Raw genomic sequence first — 20,075 nt, forward strand, 5'->3', positions numbered from 1 at the left:
CTGGCCAGTGATGGGACTTGGTCTCATGGACCGTACACCAGTGATGGGACGAAGTCCCGTACACTGCCCCCATGGCTCGCTGGCAACCCGACGCACCAGGACGACTCGCCGCCGCCGCCCTCGACCTCTTCGAGGAGCACGGCTACGAGAACACGACCGTGATCGAGATCGCGGAGCGCGCGGGGCTCACCAAGAGCACGTTCTTCCGGCACTTCCCGGACAAGCGCGAGGTGCTCTTCGACAAGGGCACGGTGACCGGTCTGCTCGTCGAAGGGATCGCCTCGGCGCCGCCGGCGGCTGGGCCGCTCGACGCGGTGGCGGACGCTCTCGATGCGCTCGGCCGGACGTTCTTCACCGTCGACCGCCGTGAGTTCAGCGCCCGGCGCCAGGCCGTGCTGAACGCCCATACGGAACTGCGTGAACGCGAAGCCCTGAAAAGGATCGACCTCACCGCCTCGATGATCGAGGCCCTCAAGCGCCGCGGAACCCCGAGCCTGACCGCGCGCGTGGCCGCGAAACTGGGCGCGCTCGTCTGGGAGATCGCCTACGACCAGTGGATCGGCACCGACAACAGCGAGGGCTTCGGCCCGCTGGCACGGCAAGCGCTCGCCGAAGTACGCGCGACCGGAGCCGTGCGCCAGCTATGACAACCGCCGGTCGGACTACGGTGACGACCAGGGGGTGACGAACCACTCGGCGCATCCTGGCCGTCCGGCACAGGAGCCAGTTGCCCGGAACTCTCCTCTCCCTTCGGGATCGGGCCGCTCCTCACCGGGTCTTCTTCCGGTCGAACCAGATCGTCGCGAACGTCGGCGCGAGCCCTGCCCAGAACTCAATCTGCGTCAACACCCTTTCCTCCCAGGGCATTTGGGCGATCAGCAGCGCGCACAGCATGGCCCAGGCTGCTTGGGCCAGCACTCTCCGGGGCCACCGGCGGCGGCGTATCAGTGACCACACAGCGAGCTGGACGCCTGCGCGCCTGCACCGGTAGCGCAGCAGGGCGCCGACGATCCAGATGACGGTCACCGGCACGAGGTACCACAGGCGCTGACCGAGGGGCAGCGGCATTTCCCGCGCCACCTCGCCCTCACGGACGAACATGTCCAGATCCAGCATCGAGCCAAAGAGCGAAACCGCCTAGTCCGGGGGGCGGTCCGGTGCGTGGAGGCGCGAGGCGTGCGGAACGCGAGGGTTCCAGACCACTCCATTTGCCTACACCCTATAGGCAAATGCATAATTGCTTTAGCTATCTGAAGGGGAGGCCATGGCACGCGCGGGACTGACCACGGAACGCCTGGTCCAGGCGGGGGCGGAGCTGGCGGATGCGGTCGGCTTTGAGCAGGTGACCGTCTCGGCGCTGGCGAGACAGTTCGATGTCAAGGCCGCGAGTCTGTACTCGCACCTCAAGAACTCCCAGGACCTCAAGACCGGGATCGCGCTGCTCGCGCTGGAGGAGCTTGCCGACCGGGTCGCCGCCGCCCTGGCCGGCCGGGCCGGCAAGGATGCGCTGGCCGCCTTCGCCGACGTCTATCGCGACTACGCCCGGGAGCACCCCGGCCGCTATGCCGCGGCACGTCTCCGGCTCGATCCGGAGACGGCGGCGGCGAGCGCGGGGCCCAGGCACGCGCAGATGACGCGGGCGATCCTGCGCGGCTACGACCTGACGGAGCCGGACCAGACGCACGCCGTCCGGCTGCTGGGCAGCGTCTTCCACGGCTACATCAGCCTGGAGACGGCCGGCGGCTTCAGTCACAGCGCTCCCGACTCGCAGGAGACCTGGTCGTGGATCCTGGACCGCCTCGACGCCCTCCTGCGGAACTGGCCCGGGCCCTGAGGCCCGCTGTCACCGCATCACCAACGCATCACCGCTGCATCACCGCGCAAGCCCGTCAGCCGAGTGAGCCGTCAGCCGGTTCAGCCCGTAAGCCGGTTCAGCCCGTAAGCCGCGCAAGCCCGTCAGCCCGTCAGCGCATCTGCACGCATGCAGGCATGCTGCGGCATCTCGATCACCAGGTTGGGACGATGAACACCGAACACCACTGGATCACCACGCCTCTCACCGCGGACCTCCTGCGCGGAGCCCTCGACCTGGAACGCACCGCACACGGGGTGCTGCCGCACCGGCTGCCCGCCCGGGCCCGCGCGCAGTACATGGACGGGCAGCTCGCCATGGCGGAATCCCAACCCTCCGGCGTACGGCTGGTCTTCCGGACCCGGGCCACCGCCATCGAGCTGGACACGCTGCCCACCAAGCGGGTCTACGTGGGTGCCCCGCCCCGCCCGGACGGCGTGTACGACCTGCTGGTCGACGGCCGTCCGGCCGGCCGGTCAAGCGTGAGCGGCGGCAACACCCTGACCATCGACATGGCCGCCGGAACCGCCGAGCAGCAGCCAGGACCGGCCGGCACCCTCCGCTTCTCCGGCCTGCCCGAGGGCGTCAAGGACATAGAGATCTGGCTGCCGCACAACGAGACCACCGAACTCCTCGCCCTGCGCACCGACGCCCCCGTCGAGCCCGCGCCGGACCGGGGCCGCAAAGTGTGGCTGCACCACGGCAGTTCGATCAGCCACGGCTCCGACGCCGCCAGTCCCACCACCACCTGGCCCGCGCTCGCCGCCACCCGCGCCGGTGTGGAACTGATCAACCTGGGCATGGGCGGCAGCGCCCTGCTCGACCCGTTCACCGCCCGCGCCCTGCGGGACACCCCCGCCGATCTCATCAGCCTCAAGATCGGGATCAATGTGGTGAACGCCGATCTGATGCGCCTGCGGGCCTTCGTCCCTGCCGTCCACGGCTTCCTGGACACCATCCGCGAAGGCCACCCCGCCACCCCGCTGCTGGTCGTCTCGCCCCTCCTGTGCCCCATCCACGAGGACACCCCCGGCCCCAGCGCCCCTGACGTCAGCGCTCTGCGCAGCGGGCAACTGCGGTTTTGTGCCACCGGCGACCCCGCGGAGCGCGCCCACGGCAAACTGACCCTGGGCGTCATCCGGGACGAGCTGGCCCGGATCGTGCGACAGCGGGCGGCCGAGGACCCGAATCTGTACTACCTCGACGGCCGTGACCTCTACGGCGAGGCCGACGCCGTCGAACTGCCGCTGCCCGACCGGCTCCACCCGGACGCCGCCACTCACCGCCGTATCGGTGAACGCTTCACCCAGTTGGTCTTCCGGGCCGACGGGCCTTTCACGGAACGTCCTTTCACGGACCGCCCGTTCACGGACCACAGCTTGACGGACAGCGACTTGACGGACGGCAACCTCACGGACGGCAGCCTGACAGACCACGGCCCCGAGGACCGCAGCGCGTGACACCGGGGCCCGCTCGCTCCCCCATGGGCGGCGAGCGGGCCCCGGTGCTCCGTCATCCACACGCCTCCGCCGGGAACAGCCCGTCCGCTGTCCGCTCGAAGTCGAGCAGGCGGCGCTTGCGGTCGAGCCCGCCCCCGTAGCCGGTGAGACTGCCGTTGGCGCCGACGACGCGATGGCAGGGGACGATGATGCCGACCGGGTTGCGCCCGTTGGCCAGGCCGACCGCGCGGGCCGCCGTCGGGACGCCGAGCCGTTCGGCGAGCTGCCCGTACGACAGGGTCTCGCCGTACGGGATGGTGCCCAGCGCCGCCCAGACCCGGCGCTGGAAGGGCGTGCCGCGCAGTGCGAGCGGCAGGTCGAAAGTGGTCAACTCGCCGCGGAAATAGGCCCGGAGCTGGGCGATGGCCGCGGCGAACGGCGGGTCTCCGGGGTCCGCCGGGGCGCCGAAGGTCCCCTGGGGCGGGCGGTGGCGCTGGTCGGTCATGTACAGGCCGGTGAGGGCCGGGCCGGCGGCGACCAGGGTGAGCGGCCCCACCGGGGTGCCGTCCAGGACGGTGTGGGTACGGGGCGCGTCGGGTGCGGGTGGGTGAACCGTCATGGCTGCGGCCTCAGTTCGTCGGGAGGTGGTTGATGGGGTGGTCGTCCGTCGCCCAGAGGTACTGGACGGCGTAGGCGCGCCAGGGGCGCCAGCGCGCGGAGTGCCGGGTGAGAGCGGCCGGGGTGTGCGGCAGGCCGAGCCCGGCGGCCGCACGGCGCAGTCCGAGGTCGGTCGGCGTGAAGGCGTCCGGGTCGCCGAGTGCGCGCATGGCGATGCATTCGACGGTCCAGGGGCCGATGCCCGGCAGCGCCGCGAGCCGTTCGCGGGCCTCGTCGCGGTCGCTGCCGACGCCCAGTTGCAGCGCGCCGGAGCAGAGGGCGGCGATCACGCCGGTGAGGGTGGCGCGGCGGGTGCGGGGCATCGCCAGCGCGTCCGGGTCCAGCTCGGCGAGCGCGGCGGAGGTTGGGAAGAGGTGGCTGAGGCCGCCGTCCGGGTCGTCGACGGGTTCGCCGTGCGCACGGACGAGGCGTGCGGCGTGAGTGCGGGCCGCCGCGGTGGACACCTGCTGGCCGAGGACGGCGCGGACCGCGAATTCCTCGGCGTCGGCCGTCCGCGGGACCCGTCGTCCCGGTGCCTTGTCGACGAGCGGCGCCAGCAGCGGGTCCTCGCGGAGCAGCCCGTCGACAGCCTCCGGGTCCGCGTCGAGGTCGAGCATCCGGCGGCAGCGGGCGATGGCGCCCGCCAGATCGCGCAGGTCGGTGAGGGAGAGGCGGCAGTCGATGTGGTCGGGGCGGGGTGCGAGGGCGACGATGCCGTGCCCGTAGGGGAGGTTCAGGGTCCGGCGGTAGGCGCCGTCCCGCCACTCCTCGACGCCGGGGACCGCGGTGGCGGCGAGGTGCCCGAAGAGGTTGTCGGGGTTCAGCGGCTGCCGGAAGGGCAGCCGCAGCGCGAGCGCGCCGGGCAGCGCCGCACGGGGCCCCGGCCTGGCGCGCTGCCGCAGCTCCGTCGGGGACAGCGCGAAGACCTCCCGTACCGTCTCGTTGAAGGTGCGGATGCTGGCGAAACCGGCGGCGAAGGCGATATCGGCCATCGGCAGTGCCGTGGTCTCCACCAGGAGACGGGCGGTCTGTGCACGCTGGGCGCGGGCCAGGGCGAGCGGCCCGGCGCCCAGCTCCGCCAGCAGCTGGCGCTCCGTCTGCCGGGTGCTGTAGCCGAGCCGGGCCGCGAGCCCGGGGACGCCCTCGCGGTCGACGATGCCATCGGCGATCAGCCGCATGGCGCGGGCGACGAGGTCGGCGCGCGCGTTCCACTCGGGAGAGCCCGGGCTGGCGTCGGGCCGGCACCGCTTACAGGCCCGGAACCCGGCCTGCTGGGCGGCGGCCGCGCTCGGGTAGAACCGCATGTTCTCCGGCTTGGGCGGCACCACGGGGCAGCTGGGGCGGCAGTAGATACGGGTCGTGAGCACGGCGGTGTAGAACCAGCCGTCGAAGCGGGCATCCTTGGACTGCACGGCGCGCAGACAGCGCTCGGTGTCGGTGTGCATGTCTTCAGGATTGCTCAGCCGACGCCATCCGGCTGGCGAGAATCCGACATCAAGGTGGGGCTACCAGGGACGGCGCAGGTCACCGGGCCACCGCCCCGTAGGCCACCCGGCCCGACCACCCCCTCAGCAGTCACTTCCCGGCGAACCGGTCGAGCGCGCCGATCACCGCCTCGCGCATCGCCTCGCTCCCCTTGTGCCCCGCGTCGGGGATGACGGTCAGCCTCGCGGCGGGCCAGGCGCGGGCCAGCTCCCAGGCGGTGTGCGGCGGTCCGCCCATGTCCTGGCGGCCATGGATGAGCACCCCCGGGATGTCCGCCAGCCGCCCGGCGTCCCGCAGCAGGGCGCCCTCCTCCAGCCAGGCACCGTGCGAGAAGTAGTGCGAGCAGATCCGGACCAGGGCCACCCGGGCGTCCGAGGGACGGCCGCTGTAGGGGCGGGGAGAGCCGTACGACTCCAGGGAGAGCACCGCGTCCTCCCAGGCGCACCAGTCGGCGGTGGCCCGCTCGCGCACCGCGGGGTCGGGGTCCGCCGTCAGGCGTGCGTACGCCCCGACGATGTCGCCGTCCGGCCCCACGCCCCGAGCACCGGCGAGGAAGCGTTCCCCCGCCTCCGGGAAGAACCTGCCGACGCCCCGGTAGAGCCAGTCGATCTCCGAGCGCCGGGTCGTGGTGACGCTGGGAATGACGATCTCCGACACCCGCTCCGGGTGCCGCTGTGCGTACGCCAGGATCAGTGTCGAGCCCCACGATCCGCCGAACAGCAGCCAGCGGTCGATGCCCAGGTGCTCCCGCAACTTCTCCATGTCGGCGAGCAGATGGCCGGTGGTGTTGTGCCGCATGTCGGTGGCAGGGTCACTGGCGTGCGGGGTGCTGCGTCCACAGCCGCGCTGGTCGAAGAGGACGATGCGATAGCGGTCCGGGTCGAAGGACCGCCGCGCGCCCGTGCTGCACCCCGAACCCGGCCCGCCGTGGACGACCAGCGCGGGCTTCCCTTCGGGGTTGCCGCAGACCTCCCAGTACACGCGGTTGCCGTCGCCGACATCGAGCAGCCCCGTGGCGTACGGCTCGATGGCCGGGTAGAGCTCCGTCATCTTCGGTTCCCCTCCTCATGTTTCACCTGACGGGCATGGTGCCTTGCTTTCCCGGGCCACGGACATGCTGCCTGCTTTCCCGGGCCCGGCGTGCTGCGCTCTGCCGTAGGGGCCTCTGCGGGGCGGGGGTGGCCGCCGTCAGCCGGCAGCGCGCCCCCGTGCCGCCCGTCCCATCCGCGCGGCCAGCCGGCGTACCCGGCGCCATTTCATCGTCGGTGCGCTGTGCGGCACGCCGGGGCGGTGGCGGGGCACCCGTACGCGCAGGGCACCGGGGGCGATCCTGCAGTGGACCGGTGTGGGCAGGGTCAGGGCCTCGCCGTCGACGCCCGCCTGGACGGCGGACGCGTCGGCGTCGATGACCACTTCCGTGGTGGTGAGCGAGGTCAGCCCCGGGCTACGGCGGCCGCGTAGCATCCAGGCGGCCTGCGCCGCGTTGTCGACGTGCACGCCCAGCACGCCGAGGAGGCCGGAGTCCAGCCGCTCCCGGCGTCCCAGGCCCGCGGGATCGCCCATGCGGTACGGGTTGTTGCTCACCAGTACGGCCTGCGGCCCGTCGAGCGCCGTGGTGCCGGCCCGGACGGCCAGCCGCGGGCCGCTGTGCCGGGTCAGCAGGTCCGGCAGCAGGTCGAGGATCGTACGGGCCTTGTCGTCGCGGTACGCCGGGCTCTGCACCACCGCGGCGTACGCCCCGAACGAGGCGTTGTTGACGAAGACGCGGTCGCCGACGTAGCCGAGGTCCACCCGCAGCTCGACGCCGTCGGTCAGGGCCTCCAGGCAGGCCGAGGGGTCCTCGCGGTCGAGGCCGAGGTCCAGGGCGAAGTGGTTGCGGGTCCCCGCGGAGATCACCAGGAACGGGATACCGCGCTCCGCCGCCACGCCCGCGACCAGCGCCTGGGTGCCGTCACCGCCGGCCACGCCGAGCAGGTCCGCGCCCTCGTCGACGGCGCGGCGGGCCAGGGCGGCCACGTCCTGCGGGTGCGCGGGGTCCAGCACCAGGACCTCGGCGCCCAGCTCCTCGGCCTTCCGCACCAGCTGGAACTTCCCGACCTTCCCGCCACCCGAGCGCGGATTCATGATCAGGAAGGGACGGGCGGGGCGGTCGGCCGGCGACTCCCGCGGGGCGGCCTGGCCGGTCTCCCCCACCAGCGCGGCCCGGCCCGCGGAAACGGCCAGCGCCCACAGCCCGAGCGAGACCAGCACCACCCAGAGCAGCCCGGCGGCGACATAGAGCACGAGGACGGCGAGCGGCGCCGCCACGACCAGGACGAGAGCGAGCGCCCGCACCAGGCCCCGGTGCGCCAGCACCCACCACACACCGGCCGCGGTGACGGCCAGACCCGCCGCGCCCGCGCCCACCAGCACGACGCTCCGCAGCCCGGCGAACAGCAGCAGGACCAGCACCGCCACCGTCCCCGCCGCCAGTGACAGGCGGGCGAGCCAGCGTCCGTCCATGGCCTCGCACCTCCCTTTGCACCTGTGCCGCCGGTCGGCCCGTACGGCCATCGGCCCGTACGGTCGTCGGCCCGTACGGTCGTCGGCCCGTACGGTCGTCGGCCCGTACGGTCGTCGGCCCGTACGGTCGTCGGCCCGTACGTTCCGTGGTCAGTCGCCCTGCGCGGCGAACGCCGCATACGCGCGGTCGTCGAAGAGGACGAAGCGCACCTCTTCGACGGCGGTGTCCGCGTCACGCACCGTCTCGACGGCGATACGGGCGGCGTCGTCCACGGGCCAGCGGTAGACGCCGGTGGAGATGGCCGGAAGGGCGACGGTCCGTGCGCCCAGTTCGTCGGCCACCCGCAGCGCCTCGCGATAGCAGGAGGCGAGCAGATCGCTGCGGTCCTCGCTGTCGGAGTGGACGGGGCCGACGGTGTGAATCACCCAGCGGGCGGGCAGCCGGCCGGCGGTGGTGGCGACGGCCTGACCGGTGGGCAGGCCACGGCCGTAGCGGGAGTCACGCAGCGCGCGGCACTCGGCCAGGATCTCCGGGCCGCCGCGCCGGTGGATCGCGCCGTCCACTCCCCCGCCGCCGAGCAGCGAGGAGTTGGCGGCGTTGACCACGGCGTCCACGGCCTGCTCGGTGATGTCGCCCTGGACGAAGGTGAAGGAAGTGCTCATGGTGTCCGAGCCTAGGGAGGGTCGGACCGTGCGGCCACCTGGATTCAGCGGCGGTGTGCGCGCAGGCGGCGCCAGACCGCCTTGGCGGCGTAGTGGCCGGACATGCCGTGGACGCCGGGGCCGGGCGGGGTGGCCTGGGAGCAGAGGAAGACGGCGGGGTGGGCGGTTTCATAGGGGACGCGGGCGAGCTTGGGGCGGATCAGCAGCCGCAGGCCGGCCGCCGAGCCGGTGGCGGTGTCGCCGCCGACGTAATTGGCGTTGCGGGCGGCGAGTTGGGGCGGGCCGGCGACCGCACGGGCCAGGACGAGGTCGCGGAAGCCGGGGGCGAAGCGCTCGATCTGCCGCTCGACGACGTCGGTGGCGTCGCCTTCCCAGCCGTGGGGGACATGGCCGTACGCCCAGAAGGTGTGCTTGCCCTCGGGGGCGCGGGTGGCGTCGATCAGACTGGGCTGAGCGGTGATCAGGAAGGGGACGGAGGGCGGCCGGCCCTCGGTGGCGGCGTTCAGCGCGGCGGAGATCTCGCCGCTGGTGGGGCCGATGTGGACGGTGCCGGCGCGGCGAGCCTCCGCGGCCGTCCACGGCACCGGGCCCGAGAGGGCGTAATCGACCTTGAAGACGCTGGGGCCGTACTTCACATCGCGGTAGGCGTTGCCCAGGCCCGCGATCCGGGCGAGCGCGGTCGGCGAGGTGTCGAAGACATAGGCGCGGGCCGGCGGCAGGTCGTCCAGGCGCTTGACCTCGAAGTCGGTGTGCACCACGCCGCCGTGGGCACGCAGCAGGCCGGCGAGCGCGTCGGAGATGGCCTGGGAGCCGCCGCGCGCCACCGGCCAGCCCTTGGCGTGCGCGGCGAGCGCGAACATCAGGGCCATACCGGAGGTCCCGAAGCCGCCTAGCGGGGCGTTGGCGTGCGCCGCGAGCCCGGCCATCAGTGCGCGGGCCTTCTCGTCCTGGAAGCGGCGGCTCAGGAGGGTGACGGGCTGCGCGGCGACCAGGCCGAAGCGGGCGTAGGTCAGCGGATCCTGTGGCAGCCCCAGCCACTGGGTTCGCAGGAAGTCATGGGCCATCGACTCCCACTTGCCGGTGAAGGGTTCGACGAGCCTGCGGTAGGTGCCGGCGTCGCGCGGTCCGAAGGACATGGCGGTCTCGCCGACGGTGTGGCCGAGCACGGCGGCCGTGCCGTCCGGGAAGGGGTGCGCCATGGGGAGGTCGGCATGCAGCCATTCGAGGCCGTGGCGGTCCAGCGGCATGGTGCCAAAGGCGGGCGAACCGGCGCCGGTGGGGTGCACCGCCGAGCAGGGGTCGTGGCGGAAGCCGGGGAGGGTCAGCTCCTCGGTGCGGGCGCCGCCGCCGATGGTGTCGCAGGCCTCGAAGACCTCCACGGACATACCGCGGCGGGCGAGTTCGACCGCCGCCGTCAGGCCGTTGGGCCCCGCCCCGATCACCACGGCATCGAGCATCCTCGGCACCTGCGCCACTCCCCTCAAGTCCGACCCTCGTCGGTGAGGGTCAGTTGGCGGCTGCCAGCAGTCCGAGGATACGCCGCGCCGTTGCGGTGTCCCGCGCCGCGGTGAAGGGCAGCGCATTGCCTCCTTCTATACGGAACGGCTGCCCGGCGACCGTGCCGCTCGCGCCGCCCGCCTCATGGACCAGCAGCAGCCCGGCCGCGTGATCCCAGGCATTTTCCCAGCTGAAGGCCGTGGCGTCGATCTCGCCACGGGCGATGTGCAGATACTCCAGGCCGGCCGAGCCGCAGGGGCGCGGGGCGATGCCGCCGGTCTCCAGGGTGGCCAGCACCCGCTTCTGCTCGTCGGTGGTGAAGTCGTAGTGGGACGTGGCGACATCGAGGACGGCACCGGACGCGGGGCTGCCGGCCCGCAGCGGTACGCCGTTCAGCCGGGCGCCGGCGCCGCGGCGGGCGACGGCCATCAGGCCGAGCGCGGGGGCGTACGTCCAGGAGGCCAGCACCTCGCCCCGGTGGGCGAGCGCGACGAGCGTGGCGAAACCGGGGTCGCCGTGGACGAACTGGCGGGTGCCGTCGACCGGGTCGACGATCCAGACAGGGGCGTCGCCGTGCAGCGCGTCGAGCACGCTCGGGTCGGCGTGCACCGCCTCCTCGCCGACCACCACGGAGCCGGGCAGCAGGGCCGTGAGGGAGGCGGTGAGGTGCTCCTCGGCGAGCCGGTCGGCGACCGTGACGAGGTCGTGCGGGCCGTTCTTCTCGACGATGTCCTCGGCGGCGAGCTGCCGGAAGCGGGGCATGATCTCGTCGGCCGCGGCACGGCGGACGGCGGCCTCGACGGCGGCCAGGTCCAGCGCCGACAGGTCGAGCGAGGGCTCCTCCCGGTCGGCGGCCGGGGCCGCGGCGGGCGGGGTGGTGTCGGTCGGGGTAATCGCGGTCTCTCCCGAATCGTGGGTACGAAGTGCTTCGATCATGTCTCCATCGAAACACGAGCCACTGACACGAGGGCTGGACTCGAGGTGAATTCCGGATGCCACGGGGAGGCACGGCCGGAGGCCGGGGGCCGGGAGCCAGGCACGGCGGCCGGGGGCCTCGGCCCCCAGCGCTCAGCGCCCGACCGCGTACCCCTGCATCCCCCGCGGATTCGCCGCCGCCGACAGCACCCCGGTCTCCGGGTCCCGCGCCACCGCGCACAGCCGCCCCTCGGACCAGGCCTCACCCACCGTGACGAGATGCCCGCGCCGGCGCAGCCCGTCGATGACCCCGTCGCCGATGCGGGACTCCACGGTCACGCTCCCCGGCCGCATCCCGCGCGGGAAGAAGGATCCGGGGAAGGAGTCCTGGTGCCAGTTCGGGGCGTCCACGGCACCCTGCAGATCGAGGCCGCCGCGTACCGCCGCGCGCAGCGCCACGGCCAGGAAGAAGTGGACCTGCCACTGGTCCTGCTGATCGCCGCCCGGCGTGCCGAAGGCCATCACCGGCACCCCGTCGCGCAGCGCGAGGGACGGGGAGAGGGTGGTGCGGGGGCGGCGCCCCGGGGTGAGCGAGTTGGGCAGCCCCTCTTCCAGCCAGGCCATCTGCAGCCGGGTACCGAGCGGGAAGCCGAGCGCCGGGACGACGGGATTGGACTGCAGCCAGCCGCCGGACGGGGTGGCGGAGACCAGGTTTCCCCAGCGGTCGACGACATCGATATGGCAGGTGTCGCCCCGGGTGGCGCCGTTCCGGTCGGTCTCGGGGGCGACATCCGCCGATACCCCGTCGGCCGGGGCCGGGGCCGGTGCCGGTGCCGCCGCGCCGCGGGCGACCGTCGGCTCGCCGGCGCCGCTGCCGGAGATCCCCCGTGCGTCAAAGCCATCGGCGCCCGCCGCTGCCGCCATCGCGTGCTTGCTCAGCCGTGGGGCGCGGCCGTCCGGGCTGCCGGGCCGCAGCTCGTACGAGGCGCGCTCGCCGACGAGGGCCCGGCGGGCAGCGTTGTACCCGTTGCTCAGCAGGGCGTCGAGCGGCACCTCGTCGGCGTCGCCGTACCAGGCCTCGCGGTCCGCCATCGCCAATTTGCCGCCCTCGACGAGCAGATGCACGTACTCGGTGCTGCCGTACGCGGGCAACTCGTCCGGCAGCAGGGCGAGTTGCTGGAGAAAGGCGGGGCCCTGGGACCAGCCGCCCGCCTTGGCGACGGTCCAGCCGTTCCAGTCGTGGGTGACGGGCTCCTCGTAGGTGGCGGAGAAGGCGGCCAGGTCGTCGCCGGTGAGGGTGCCCGCGTGGCGTTCGCCTGAGGTGTCCATGGCCGGGCGGGCCGCGAAGCCGGCCAGCGCCTCGCCGATGAAGCCTTCGCGCCAGATGCGGCGGGCGGCCTCGATCTGCGCCTCACGGCCTGCCGACGCGGCCGCTGCCTCCGCGAGCAGCCGACGCCAGGTGGCCGCCAACGGCCGGTTCCTGAGCAGCCCGCCGGGGGCGACGGACCGGCCGCCCGGGAGGTAGACCTCCGCGGACGAGGTCCACTCCGTCTCGAAGAGCGCCCGTACCGTCTCGACGGTCTCACCGATCCGCTCGACGGCAGGATGGCCGTGCTCGGCGTAGCCGATGGCGTACCGCAGCACCTCGGCCAGGGACTTGCTGCCGTGGTCGCGCAGCAGCAGCATCCAGGCGTCGAACGCGCCGGGGACCGCGGCGGCCAGCGGCCCGGTGCCGGGCACCAGGTCGAGGCCCAGCGAGGTGTAGTGCGCCACGCTCGCGCCGGCCGGCGCCGGGCCCTGTCCGCACAGCACCCGTACGGGCCCGCCGGCGGGCGCCAGGATCACCGGCACCTCGCCCGCCGGACCGTTCAGATGCGGCTCCACCACATGCAGCACGAACCCGGCGGCCACCGCCGCGTCATAGGCGTTGCCCCCGTCCTCCAGAACGGCCATCGCGGACTGGGACGCCAGCCAGTGCGTGGTGGAGGCCATGCCGAAGGTGCCTTGGAGGGTCGGACGGGTGGTGAACACGGGAGACTCCTCTGTGGGTGCGTGTCTGTGCCTGCGTGTCTGCGGGTGCGTGTCTGCGGGTGCGTGCGAACGGCTCACGGGGCGGTTGGGCGCCGCCCCGAAGGCGCCATCCGGAAGGGCCCCTGGCAGGGGGTCCCCCGGACGGTGCCGCCCTGGAAGGTGCTGCCCTGGAAGCGGTCACCGCATCCGCACCACCGCGACCTCACCACCGCATCCGCACCGCCGTGTATGCACCGCCGCATCGCCCCGCCCTATTCCCTTCGCCCTCCTCGCCTCCTCTGCGTACCCTCGCGTCATGACCGGCACCGATGTGTCCTCCGACCGGCCGACCGGCCGACCGCTCGTCGCGATCCTCACCGGGGCGGGCATCTCCACCGACTCCGGGATCCCCGACTACCGCGGGCCGAACGGGCTGTGGCGGCGGGATCCGGAGGCGGAGAAGCTCGTCACGTACGACACGTACATGGCCGATCCGGAGATCCGGCGGCGGTCGTGGCGGATGCGTCAGGAGAGCCCGGCGTTCGGGGCCGAGCCGAATGCCGCGCATGAGGCGGTGACCCGGCTGGAACGGTCCGGCACGCCGGTACGTGTGATCACTCAGAACGTGGACGGGCTGCATCAGCTTGCCGGGATGCCCGAGCGCAAGGTGCTCGAACTGCACGGCACCGTGCGGACCGTGACCTGCACCCGCTGTCATGCCCGGTCACCGATGCCGGAAGCCCTGGCGCGGGTGGCCGCGGGCGAGCCCGATCCGCCGTGTCTGGTGTGCGGCGGGATCCTGAAGTCGGCGACGGTGATGTTCGGGGAGCGGCTGGACCCGCAGGTGCTCGGTACGGCGCTGGGCGTGGCGAAGGCGGCGGAGGTCTTCCTCGCGGTCGGGACGACGCTCCAGGTGCAGCCGGCGGCCTCGCTCGCCGGGGTGGCCGCGGAACACGGCGCGCGTCTGATCATCGTCAACGCCGAGCCGACGCCGTACGACGCGCTCGCGGCCGAGGTGATCCGCGAACCGATCGGCAGCGCACTGCCGAGACTCCTGGCGGGGCTGGAGGAAAGCGCCTGAGGCGGCCTCCCGGCCGCCGTACCGCTTACCGCTCTCCCCCGCCGGACCGGGACCACGCATCGGCCGACGAACCGGGCGGGGCCAGGTCCGGCGCCGGGGCCAGGGCCGGAGCCCATCTGCGGTGATGACCAGCCCGTGACGCGTCGACCGGGGTGCTGTGTCCTGGGCCACTCCCCCTCCCGCCCTCATCGTCTACAGTGCAGTAGACCGTCTACTTACCTGTAGTCACTCCGGGTCACCGCAGCCCGGTCGCACCCGAGCCAAAGCCGTAGGCCTGTGAGGATCACCGTTGCCTGTCACCGTCCTGGTCGTCGAGGACGACCACGCCCTGCGGGACGTGCTGGTGCGCGGACTGCGTGACGAGGGCTTCGGCACGCAGTCCGCGCAGGACGGCGCCGGCGCCCTGCGGCTGGCCGACGACGGCGTTGACGCGGTGGTACTGGACGTCGGGCTGCCGGACGCGGACGGACGGGACGTGTGTCAGGCGATGCGGGCGCAGGGGTTCGCCGGCCCGGTCGTCTTCCTGACCGCGCACCACCAACTCCACGACCGCCTCAGCGGGTTCTCCGCCGGGGGCGACGACTACCTCCCCAAGCCGTTCCACCTCGCCGAGCTGGCCGCCCGATTGCGCGCCGCCCTCAAACGTTCCGGACCCGTCGCGCCCACGGCCACCGGGGACCTGGTCCTGGATCCCGTGCATCACCACTTGTGCGTACGGGGCGTCGAGGTGGCCCTGACGCCCACCGAGTTCCGCCTGCTGGCCGCGCTGATGGCCGGCCTGGGGGCGGTGGTGCGCAGAAGGGAGCTGGTCCGGGCCGGCTGGCCGGAGGGCGCACAGGTCAGCGATAACACCCTCGACCAGTATCTGAGCCGGCTGCGCCGCAAGATCCGGGAGGCGGGCAGCGAGCTGACGATCAGCACCCTCCGGGGGATCGGGCACCGGCTGTCATGAGCGCCCTCCCCGGCCTCCTCGCCGCGGCGGCCCGCCGTTGCCGCCCCCGTACGCTGCGGGGCCGGCTGTCCCTGATCGCGCTGACCACCGCCGCGCTGGTGATGGTGGTGCTCACCGTCGTCTTCAACACGGTCGTCCGCCAGCGCCTCCAGCAGCAGGCGGACGGTGAGCTGCGCACCCGGGCCGGCGCCGTGGCCGCGACCGTCGACACCCGCCACCACCCGGTACGCGTCCTGGAGACGCCGGGCGACGCCGCCCTCGACACCAATGTGTGGATCTACGCGGGCACCCGGCTGCTGGAGCACCCCGTATCCGCCCCGCCCGGCGACACGGTCACCCGCACCGCGGCCGGTCTCGCCGCGCACGGCGGCAAACGCTGCACCACCATGACGGCCGGTGACCGGATACGCCTGTGCGCCGAGCCCGTGGGCGGGGTCCGGGCGGGAGCCGGGCCGGTGGGCGGGGTCCGGCCGGGTGCCGGGCCCGCCGCCGTCGTCGTCACCGCCATGGACCTCGCGCCGTACCGCGCCTCGGCCGACACCCTGCTCATCGCCTCCCTCGCCCTGGACGCCGGCGTCCTGGCCTGCACCTATGTCCTGACCCGGCTGGCGGTGGGGCGTGCCCTGCGGCCCGTGCGGGCGATGACCGAGCAGGCCACCCGGTGGAGCGTGGTCGCCTCCGACCAGCGCTTCGGCGCCGGGGACCGCCCCGTCGAGCTCACCCGGCTCGGGGCCTCGCTGGACGAACTCCTGGACCGGATCCGTGCCGTGCTGCGCCACGAACAGCAGCTCACCCGGGAGCTCTCCCACGAGCTGCGCAACCCCCTGGCGCGGATCACCGCCGAGCTCGACTGGTGGCAGGCCCGCCCCCGCTCGACCGCCGAAACCCACGCCACGCACGCCTCCATCGCCGATGCCGCCACCTCGATGCGCACCATCTGCGAGACCGTCCTCGACGACGCCCGGGCCGGCGCACACGTCGTCCCCGGCACATCGGACGTCATGGCCGTGCTGCGCCGGCTCGCCACCCGGCTCGAAGCCCCGGGGAAGGCCACGGTCACGGTGTCCGGACCGGACACCCTGGTGGCCGGGGCGCCCGCCGCGCTCCTGGAGCGCATCGTCGCCCCGCTTCTCGACAACGCCCTGCGCTACGCCCGCACCCGGGTCGCCCTCCGGGTCTCGCCGGAGCCCGACGGCGTGCGTGTGGCGGTCGTCGACGACGGTCCCGGGGTCCCGGCCGCGTTCGCCGCACACCTCTTCCAGCCGGGCCGGCGCGCCGACCCCGAGGACGGACACGGCGGAGCGGGCCTGGGGCTGCCGCTCGCGCGACGCCTGGCCCGCTCCGCCGGCGGTGAGGTGACTCATGACCCCGGGCACACCCCGGGCACACGCTTCGTGGTCAGCCTGCCCGCCGGGTGATCCCGCCGCACCCGGCGCCGATCAGGAAACGCCCGTAAGGGTCTTGTCCTCGGGAACCGCGGTCCTGCGCTCCTGAACGTGGGCGTACCCCATGAGGCCGAGCAGCACCGCGAGGAGCACTGCCGACGAACCCGCCGTGCCGAGGTCGAGGCCGCCCTTGGCGACCGGCTTGGTGAGGAAGTCACCGGCGGTGGCCCCGAGGGGGCGGGTGAGCACGAAGGCGATCCAGAACAGCACCACGTTCGGCACGGCCGGCACCCGCATCAGGACGACGAGTACGGCGAGCACGCCGGTGACGAGCAGGGCGCCGCCCGCGTAACCGAGTCCCGAGCTGTCGGAGAGGAAGTCCCCCATCGATGTGCCGAGCGTGTTCGACACCAGGATCGCCGCCCAGAAGAGGGCTTCCGCGCGGAAGGTGACGATGTCGCGGATGGCGAACGTCAGCCCGGTGGCCTTCCAGATGGCGAAGATGACGATCAGCAGCGAGATCAGGATGGCGGCCCCGGTGGGGTAGCCCAGCCCCAGGCCCTGCGGCCCCCAGCCGAGCGACTTGGCGCCGTCGGTGAGGAACTTGGCGCTGGCGTCCCGGTTCATGAAGTCGGACATCGTGGTGCCCGCCATGCTGGTGGACAGGATGACCGTCCAGTAGAAGAACGGGTTGTAGCGCCGGGACCGGAGCTGCACCACCAGCGTGACCACGAAGATCAGGAACAGCGCGATGGTGGTCAGGAAGTACCCGATTTTGAGGGTCTGGGCGAAGAGGTCACCGGCCGTCTCGCCGAGGGTCGTCGCCGCGGTCTTCATGACCCAGAAGGCCAGGGTGACCTCCGGGAGTTTCCGCATCACATACCTGTCGGTACCGGCGACGTCCCTGTCGGTCAGGACTTCGGGCTCAGGCAAGTTCGATCCCTCCTGGGTGGCGCCTCCGCGCCGCCTCACGTCGAGCCGTGGGGCCTTGCGAAGTGCGCACAGTGGCGGCAATGGGCAGGTACGAGGCACACCGCGATCAGCGATGGCGTCGCACGCCGCCCCACGCTCCCAGCCGCGACCTGAACGCATCCTGAACACCACCGGCCGCACCCGCGAAGCAGCCCCGGACGGGTGAAGCCGGCCCCCGGAGCTCGGAGGGGCCGGCTTCACGTCCGGGCCGGGGCGAACCCGCGCTCAGCTCGCCCGGGGTGTGAGCCGTTCCGGCTCGGAGACGTCCCGCCGGGTGACCGTCAAGAACACCACCAGGCCGAGGATGACGGTCAGGAACAGCACACTGGTGATCACTGTGCCCAGGCCGAGTCCGCCGTCCGAGGTGGGCTGGGAGAGGTAGTCGCCGATCGACGCGCCCAGCGGCCGGGTCAGGATGTAGGCGATCCAGAAGCTCCACACCGCGTCCAGCCCGAGGGCGAAGTGCGCCACCGCGACGGCGGCGATCGCCAGGGCGAACAGGCCGGCGGAGACCCAGTACCCGAGGTCCATCCGTTCGGCGACCAGGTCACCGGCCGCGGTGCCCAGGGCGAAGGTGAACAGCACGGCGAGCCAGTAGAAGCACTCGCGGCGGGTGGTGTCGATGTGGTGGATGGACAGCGTCTTTTCGCTGCGGTACCAGGCCACGAACACCACGACGAGGGCCACCGCGAAGGCCACGGTGCTGGTCTCCAGCGGTACGCCCAGGTTGTCGGTGAGGTTGTCGCTGATCAGCGTGCCCACGACGCTGATCAGCGCCACGGCGAGCCAGTAGACACCGGGCCGGTAGGCGCGGGTGCGGAACTGCGCCACCAGGACCGCGACGAGCAGGACGCTCATCAGCAGCGACACACCGGTCAGGCCCAGGCCGAGCTTCTCGTTCAGCAGGTCGGCCGCGGTCTCGCCGACCGTGGTGCACAGGATTTTGATGACCCAGAAGTACGGCGTGACCTCGGGAACCTTGTTCCGGCGGAGGCCCCGGCCGACGGGAGCGGAAGGGGGGCCGGACGCCACGTGTGCCTCAACGGCCCCAGGGATATCAGCTGTCATGGTGCCCGACCGTGCCATCCGCAGCCTGAACATATCCTGAGCGCTGCCGGGCGTCTGCTGGTCGTCTGCTGGGCACCTGCCGGGCCTGGAGGCGGCACAGCGGGGAGTTTCTGCGCGGCGCCGGCGTCCCCCGCCCGGCGCTCCGCCGGCACCTTGTTCACCGTCCCGGCAGCCCGAGTCCCATCCCCCCGGCCGCGCCGTCCAGCAGCGCGGACAGACCCTGACGGAACCGGTCGTGTTCGGACGGGTCGCCGATGAGCCCGGGGAATGCGTCCCCGGGGCCGTGACTGCCGAGGCTGCGTGGACTGCGGGGCGTGCGTCACGCGCCCCTGCCGCCCATAACGGTGTCTGGACGGAGGAGCCCACCCCGCAGCCAGTTGGGCGCTGCTTCCCAGCCCGACCCGTCAGGGCCGGGTCAAGTTGGCTAGCGTGAACGGAGCCGCACAGCGCGGCCGCTGACGAACCGTCGGCCGGGCTCGGAGGTAGCAACAGTGCACGGTGAGTACAAGGTCCCCGGGGGCAAGCTCGTGGTCGTGGACCTCTGCGTCGACGAGGGGCGGCTCAAGAACGTGCGGGTCGCGGGTGACTTCTTCCTCGAACCGGACGAGGCCATCCTGCAGATCGACGACGCGCTGGAAGGCGCCCCGGCCGACACGGACACCGCGGGCCTCACCGCGCGGATCAACGCCGCGCTGCCCCCGTCGGCCGTGCTGTTCGGCTTCACCGGCGAAAGCGTGGCCATCGCGGTACGCCGTGCCCTGGCCCAGGCCACCGACTGGAGCGACTACGACTGGCAGCTCCTCCACGAAGCGCCCCAGCCGCCGGCCCTCCACATGGCGCTCGACGAGGTCATCACGGCCGAGGTGGCAGCGGGGCGGCGCCCGCCCACCCTCCGGGTCTGGGAGTGGGACTCCCCCGCCGTCATCATCGGCAGCTTCCAGTCCCTGAGCAACGAGGTCGACCCCGACGGCGTCGCCCGCCACGGCGTCACGGTCGTCCGCCGGATCTCCGGTGGCGGCGCGATGTTCGCGGAGCCGCAGAGCACCATCACCTACTCCCTCGCCGTCCCCGAGTCGCTGGTGTCCGGTCTGTCCTTCGCCGACAGCTATGCCTACCTCGACGACTGGGTCCTCACCGCACTCGGCGACATGGGCATCAAGGCGTGGTACCAGCCGCTCAACGACATCGCCACCGAGATCGGCAAGGTCGCGGGCGCCGCGCAGAAGCGCATGGTCGGGCCGGGCGGCGGTCCCGGTGCGGTCCTGCACCACGTGACCATGTCCTACGACATCGACGCCGACAAGATGCTCGACGTGCTGCGCATCGGCAAGGAGAAACTGTCCGACAAGGGCACCAGGAGCGCCAGGAAACGCGTCGACCCACTGCGCCGGCAGACCGGCCTGCCCCGCGAAGCCGTCATCGAGAAGATGATCGACTCCTTCCGCTCCCACTACGGCCTCACCCACGGGCAGGTCACCGAGAGCGAGATGGCCCGCGCCCGTGAGCTCGTCCGCACCAAGTTCGAGGACGCCGCGTGGACCGCACGCATCCCCTGACCGGCCGTCGCGGCAAAGGCCCCGCCCGTGCGCCACGAGGG

At 72.8% G+C, this 20,075-nt stretch carries 18 protein-coding genes; 7 read left to right on the top strand and 11 right to left on the bottom strand.

The window, feature by feature from the left end; translation table 11 throughout:
• Window positions 1-71: 71 nt before the first annotated feature.
• On the top strand, window positions 72-647 hold the full coding sequence (locus tag D9V36_RS08730; protein ID WP_129293250.1) for a TetR/AcrR family transcriptional regulator: 576 nt from the start codon (window positions 72-74) through the stop codon (window positions 645-647).
• A gap of 121 nt (window positions 648-768) precedes the next feature.
• On the opposite strand, the gene D9V36_RS08735 is transcribed toward D9V36_RS08730, so the two are convergent.
• The gene (locus D9V36_RS08735; RefSeq protein WP_129293251.1) at window positions 769-1,116 is read right to left on the bottom strand and encodes a hypothetical protein; all 348 of its coding nucleotides are present in this window, start codon (window positions 1,114-1,116) and stop codon (window positions 769-771) included.
• Window positions 1,117-1,264: 148 nt separating this feature from the next.
• Between D9V36_RS08735 and D9V36_RS08740 the strand changes: the two genes are divergently transcribed.
• Together D9V36_RS08740 and D9V36_RS08745 are read left to right on the top strand one after the other, a co-directional pair.
• Complete coding sequence (locus tag D9V36_RS08740; RefSeq protein ID WP_129293252.1) at window positions 1,265-1,834, top strand: TetR/AcrR family transcriptional regulator; 570 nt, start codon at window positions 1,265-1,267, stop codon at window positions 1,832-1,834.
• A 188-nt stretch (window positions 1,835-2,022) separates the two neighbouring features.
• Window positions 2,023-3,312, top strand: coding sequence for a GDSL-type esterase/lipase family protein (locus D9V36_RS08745; RefSeq protein ID WP_129293253.1), 1,290 nt, complete (start codon window positions 2,023-2,025; stop codon window positions 3,310-3,312).
• Between the two features lie 52 nt (window positions 3,313-3,364).
• On the opposite strand, the gene D9V36_RS08750 is transcribed toward D9V36_RS08745, so the two are convergent.
• From D9V36_RS08750 to D9V36_RS08785, 8 genes are all read right to left on the bottom strand, one after another.
• Window positions 3,365-3,910, bottom strand: a complete 546-nt coding sequence (locus D9V36_RS08750; RefSeq protein WP_129293254.1) for a methylated-DNA--[protein]-cysteine S-methyltransferase — start codon at window positions 3,908-3,910, stop codon at window positions 3,365-3,367.
• Between the two features lie 10 nt (window positions 3,911-3,920).
• Entirely contained in the window at window positions 3,921-5,393 is a 1,473-nt protein-coding gene (locus D9V36_RS08755) for an AlkA N-terminal domain-containing protein (RefSeq protein ID WP_129293255.1), read from the bottom strand.
• A 130-nt stretch (window positions 5,394-5,523) separates the two neighbouring features.
• On the bottom strand, window positions 5,524-6,483 hold the full coding sequence (pip, locus tag D9V36_RS08760; protein ID WP_129293256.1) for a prolyl aminopeptidase: 960 nt from the start codon (window positions 6,481-6,483) through the stop codon (window positions 5,524-5,526).
• 138 nt (window positions 6,484-6,621) lie between these two features.
• Window positions 6,622-7,935 carry a diacylglycerol/lipid kinase family protein gene (locus D9V36_RS08765; protein WP_129293257.1) on the bottom strand — a complete coding sequence of 438 codons (1,314 nt, stop codon included), beginning with the start codon at window positions 7,933-7,935 and terminating at the stop codon, window positions 6,622-6,624.
• A 150-nt stretch (window positions 7,936-8,085) separates the two neighbouring features.
• Complete coding sequence (locus D9V36_RS08770) at window positions 8,086-8,598, bottom strand: O-acetyl-ADP-ribose deacetylase (RefSeq protein WP_129293258.1); 513 nt, start codon at window positions 8,596-8,598, stop codon at window positions 8,086-8,088.
• Between the two features lie 44 nt (window positions 8,599-8,642).
• On the bottom strand, window positions 8,643-10,055 hold the full coding sequence (locus D9V36_RS08775) for a phytoene desaturase family protein (RefSeq protein ID WP_241720759.1): 1,413 nt from the start codon (window positions 10,053-10,055) through the stop codon (window positions 8,643-8,645).
• Window positions 10,056-10,104: 49 nt separating this feature from the next.
• Window positions 10,105-11,031 carry an inositol monophosphatase family protein gene (locus D9V36_RS08780; protein WP_241720760.1) on the bottom strand — a complete coding sequence of 309 codons (927 nt, stop codon included), beginning with the start codon at window positions 11,029-11,031 and terminating at the stop codon, window positions 10,105-10,107.
• 132 nt (window positions 11,032-11,163) lie between these two features.
• Window positions 11,164-13,041, bottom strand: coding sequence for a gamma-glutamyltransferase family protein (locus D9V36_RS08785; protein WP_129293260.1), 1,878 nt, complete (start codon window positions 13,039-13,041; stop codon window positions 11,164-11,166).
• 295 nt (window positions 13,042-13,336) lie between these two features.
• Here D9V36_RS08785 and D9V36_RS08790 point away from each other — a divergent pair, with 295 nt between their 5' ends.
• From D9V36_RS08790 to D9V36_RS08800, 3 genes are all read left to right on the top strand, one after another.
• Window positions 13,337-14,101 carry an SIR2 family NAD-dependent protein deacylase gene (locus D9V36_RS08790; RefSeq protein ID WP_129293261.1) on the top strand — a complete coding sequence of 255 codons (765 nt, stop codon included), beginning with the start codon at window positions 13,337-13,339 and terminating at the stop codon, window positions 14,099-14,101.
• Between the two features lie 289 nt (window positions 14,102-14,390).
• Entirely contained in the window at window positions 14,391-15,053 is a 663-nt protein-coding gene (locus tag D9V36_RS08795; protein WP_129293262.1) for a response regulator transcription factor, read from the top strand.
• Window positions 15,050-16,471 carry a sensor histidine kinase gene (locus tag D9V36_RS08800; protein ID WP_129293263.1) on the top strand — a complete coding sequence of 474 codons (1,422 nt, stop codon included), beginning with the start codon at window positions 15,050-15,052 and terminating at the stop codon, window positions 16,469-16,471. The genes D9V36_RS08795 and D9V36_RS08800 overlap by 4 nt, the downstream gene beginning before the upstream one ends.
• Window positions 16,472-16,492: 21 nt before the next feature.
• Here D9V36_RS08800 and D9V36_RS08805 read toward each other — a convergent pair whose 3' ends face one another.
• Window positions 16,493-17,371 (bottom strand): COG4705 family protein, encoded by an 879-nt coding sequence (locus tag D9V36_RS08805; protein WP_206739627.1) that lies wholly within the window; start codon window positions 17,369-17,371, stop codon window positions 16,493-16,495.
• Between the two features lie 264 nt (window positions 17,372-17,635).
• Window positions 17,636-18,478 carry a COG4705 family protein gene (locus D9V36_RS08810; RefSeq protein ID WP_129293264.1) on the bottom strand — a complete coding sequence of 281 codons (843 nt, stop codon included), beginning with the start codon at window positions 18,476-18,478 and terminating at the stop codon, window positions 17,636-17,638.
• Between the two features lie 491 nt (window positions 18,479-18,969).
• Between D9V36_RS08810 and D9V36_RS08815 the strand changes: the two genes are divergently transcribed.
• On the top strand, window positions 18,970-20,034 hold the full coding sequence (locus D9V36_RS08815) for a lipoate--protein ligase family protein (RefSeq protein WP_129293265.1): 1,065 nt from the start codon (window positions 18,970-18,972) through the stop codon (window positions 20,032-20,034).
• Window positions 20,035-20,075 lie beyond the last annotated feature (41 nt).

Source organism: Streptomyces lydicus (assembly GCF_004125265.1).
Classification (GTDB): Bacteria; Actinomycetota; Actinomycetes; order Streptomycetales; family Streptomycetaceae; genus Streptomyces; species Streptomyces lydicus_C.

Bases quoted from the DNA above. Each gene is read 5' to 3' on its own strand.
- D9V36_RS08745 (WP_129293253.1), top strand. From the start codon at position 2,023: ATGAACACCGAACACCACTGGATCACCACGCCTCTCACCGCGGACCTC.
- D9V36_RS08770 (WP_129293258.1), bottom strand. From the start codon at position 8,598: ATGAGCACTTCCTTCACCTTCGTCCAGGGCGACATCACCGAGCAGGCC.
- pip (WP_129293256.1), bottom strand. From the start codon at position 6,483: ATGACGGAGCTCTACCCGGCCATCGAGCCGTACGCCACGGGGCTGCTC.
- D9V36_RS08735 (WP_129293251.1), bottom strand. From the start codon at position 1,116: ATGCTGGATCTGGACATGTTCGTCCGTGAGGGCGAGGTGGCGCGGGAA.
- D9V36_RS08750 (WP_129293254.1), bottom strand. From the start codon at position 3,910: ATGACGGTTCACCCACCCGCACCCGACGCGCCCCGTACCCACACCGTC.
- D9V36_RS08730 (WP_129293250.1), top strand. From the start codon at position 72: ATGGCTCGCTGGCAACCCGACGCACCAGGACGACTCGCCGCCGCCGCC.
- D9V36_RS08755 (WP_129293255.1), bottom strand. From the start codon at position 5,393: ATGCACACCGACACCGAGCGCTGTCTGCGCGCCGTGCAGTCCAAGGAT.
- D9V36_RS08800 (WP_129293263.1), top strand. From the start codon at position 15,050: ATGAGCGCCCTCCCCGGCCTCCTCGCCGCGGCGGCCCGCCGTTGCCGC.
- D9V36_RS08810 (WP_129293264.1), bottom strand. From the start codon at position 18,478: ATGACAGCTGATATCCCTGGGGCCGTTGAGGCACACGTGGCGTCCGGC.
- D9V36_RS08765 (WP_129293257.1), bottom strand. From the start codon at position 7,935: ATGGACGGACGCTGGCTCGCCCGCCTGTCACTGGCGGCGGGGACGGTG.
- D9V36_RS08780 (WP_241720760.1), bottom strand. From the start codon at position 11,031: ATGATCGAAGCACTTCGTACCCACGATTCGGGAGAGACCGCGATTACC.
- D9V36_RS08740 (WP_129293252.1), top strand. From the start codon at position 1,265: ATGGCACGCGCGGGACTGACCACGGAACGCCTGGTCCAGGCGGGGGCG.
- D9V36_RS08790 (WP_129293261.1), top strand. From the start codon at position 13,337: ATGACCGGCACCGATGTGTCCTCCGACCGGCCGACCGGCCGACCGCTC.
- D9V36_RS08775 (WP_241720759.1), bottom strand. From the start codon at position 10,055: ATGCTCGATGCCGTGGTGATCGGGGCGGGGCCCAACGGCCTGACGGCG.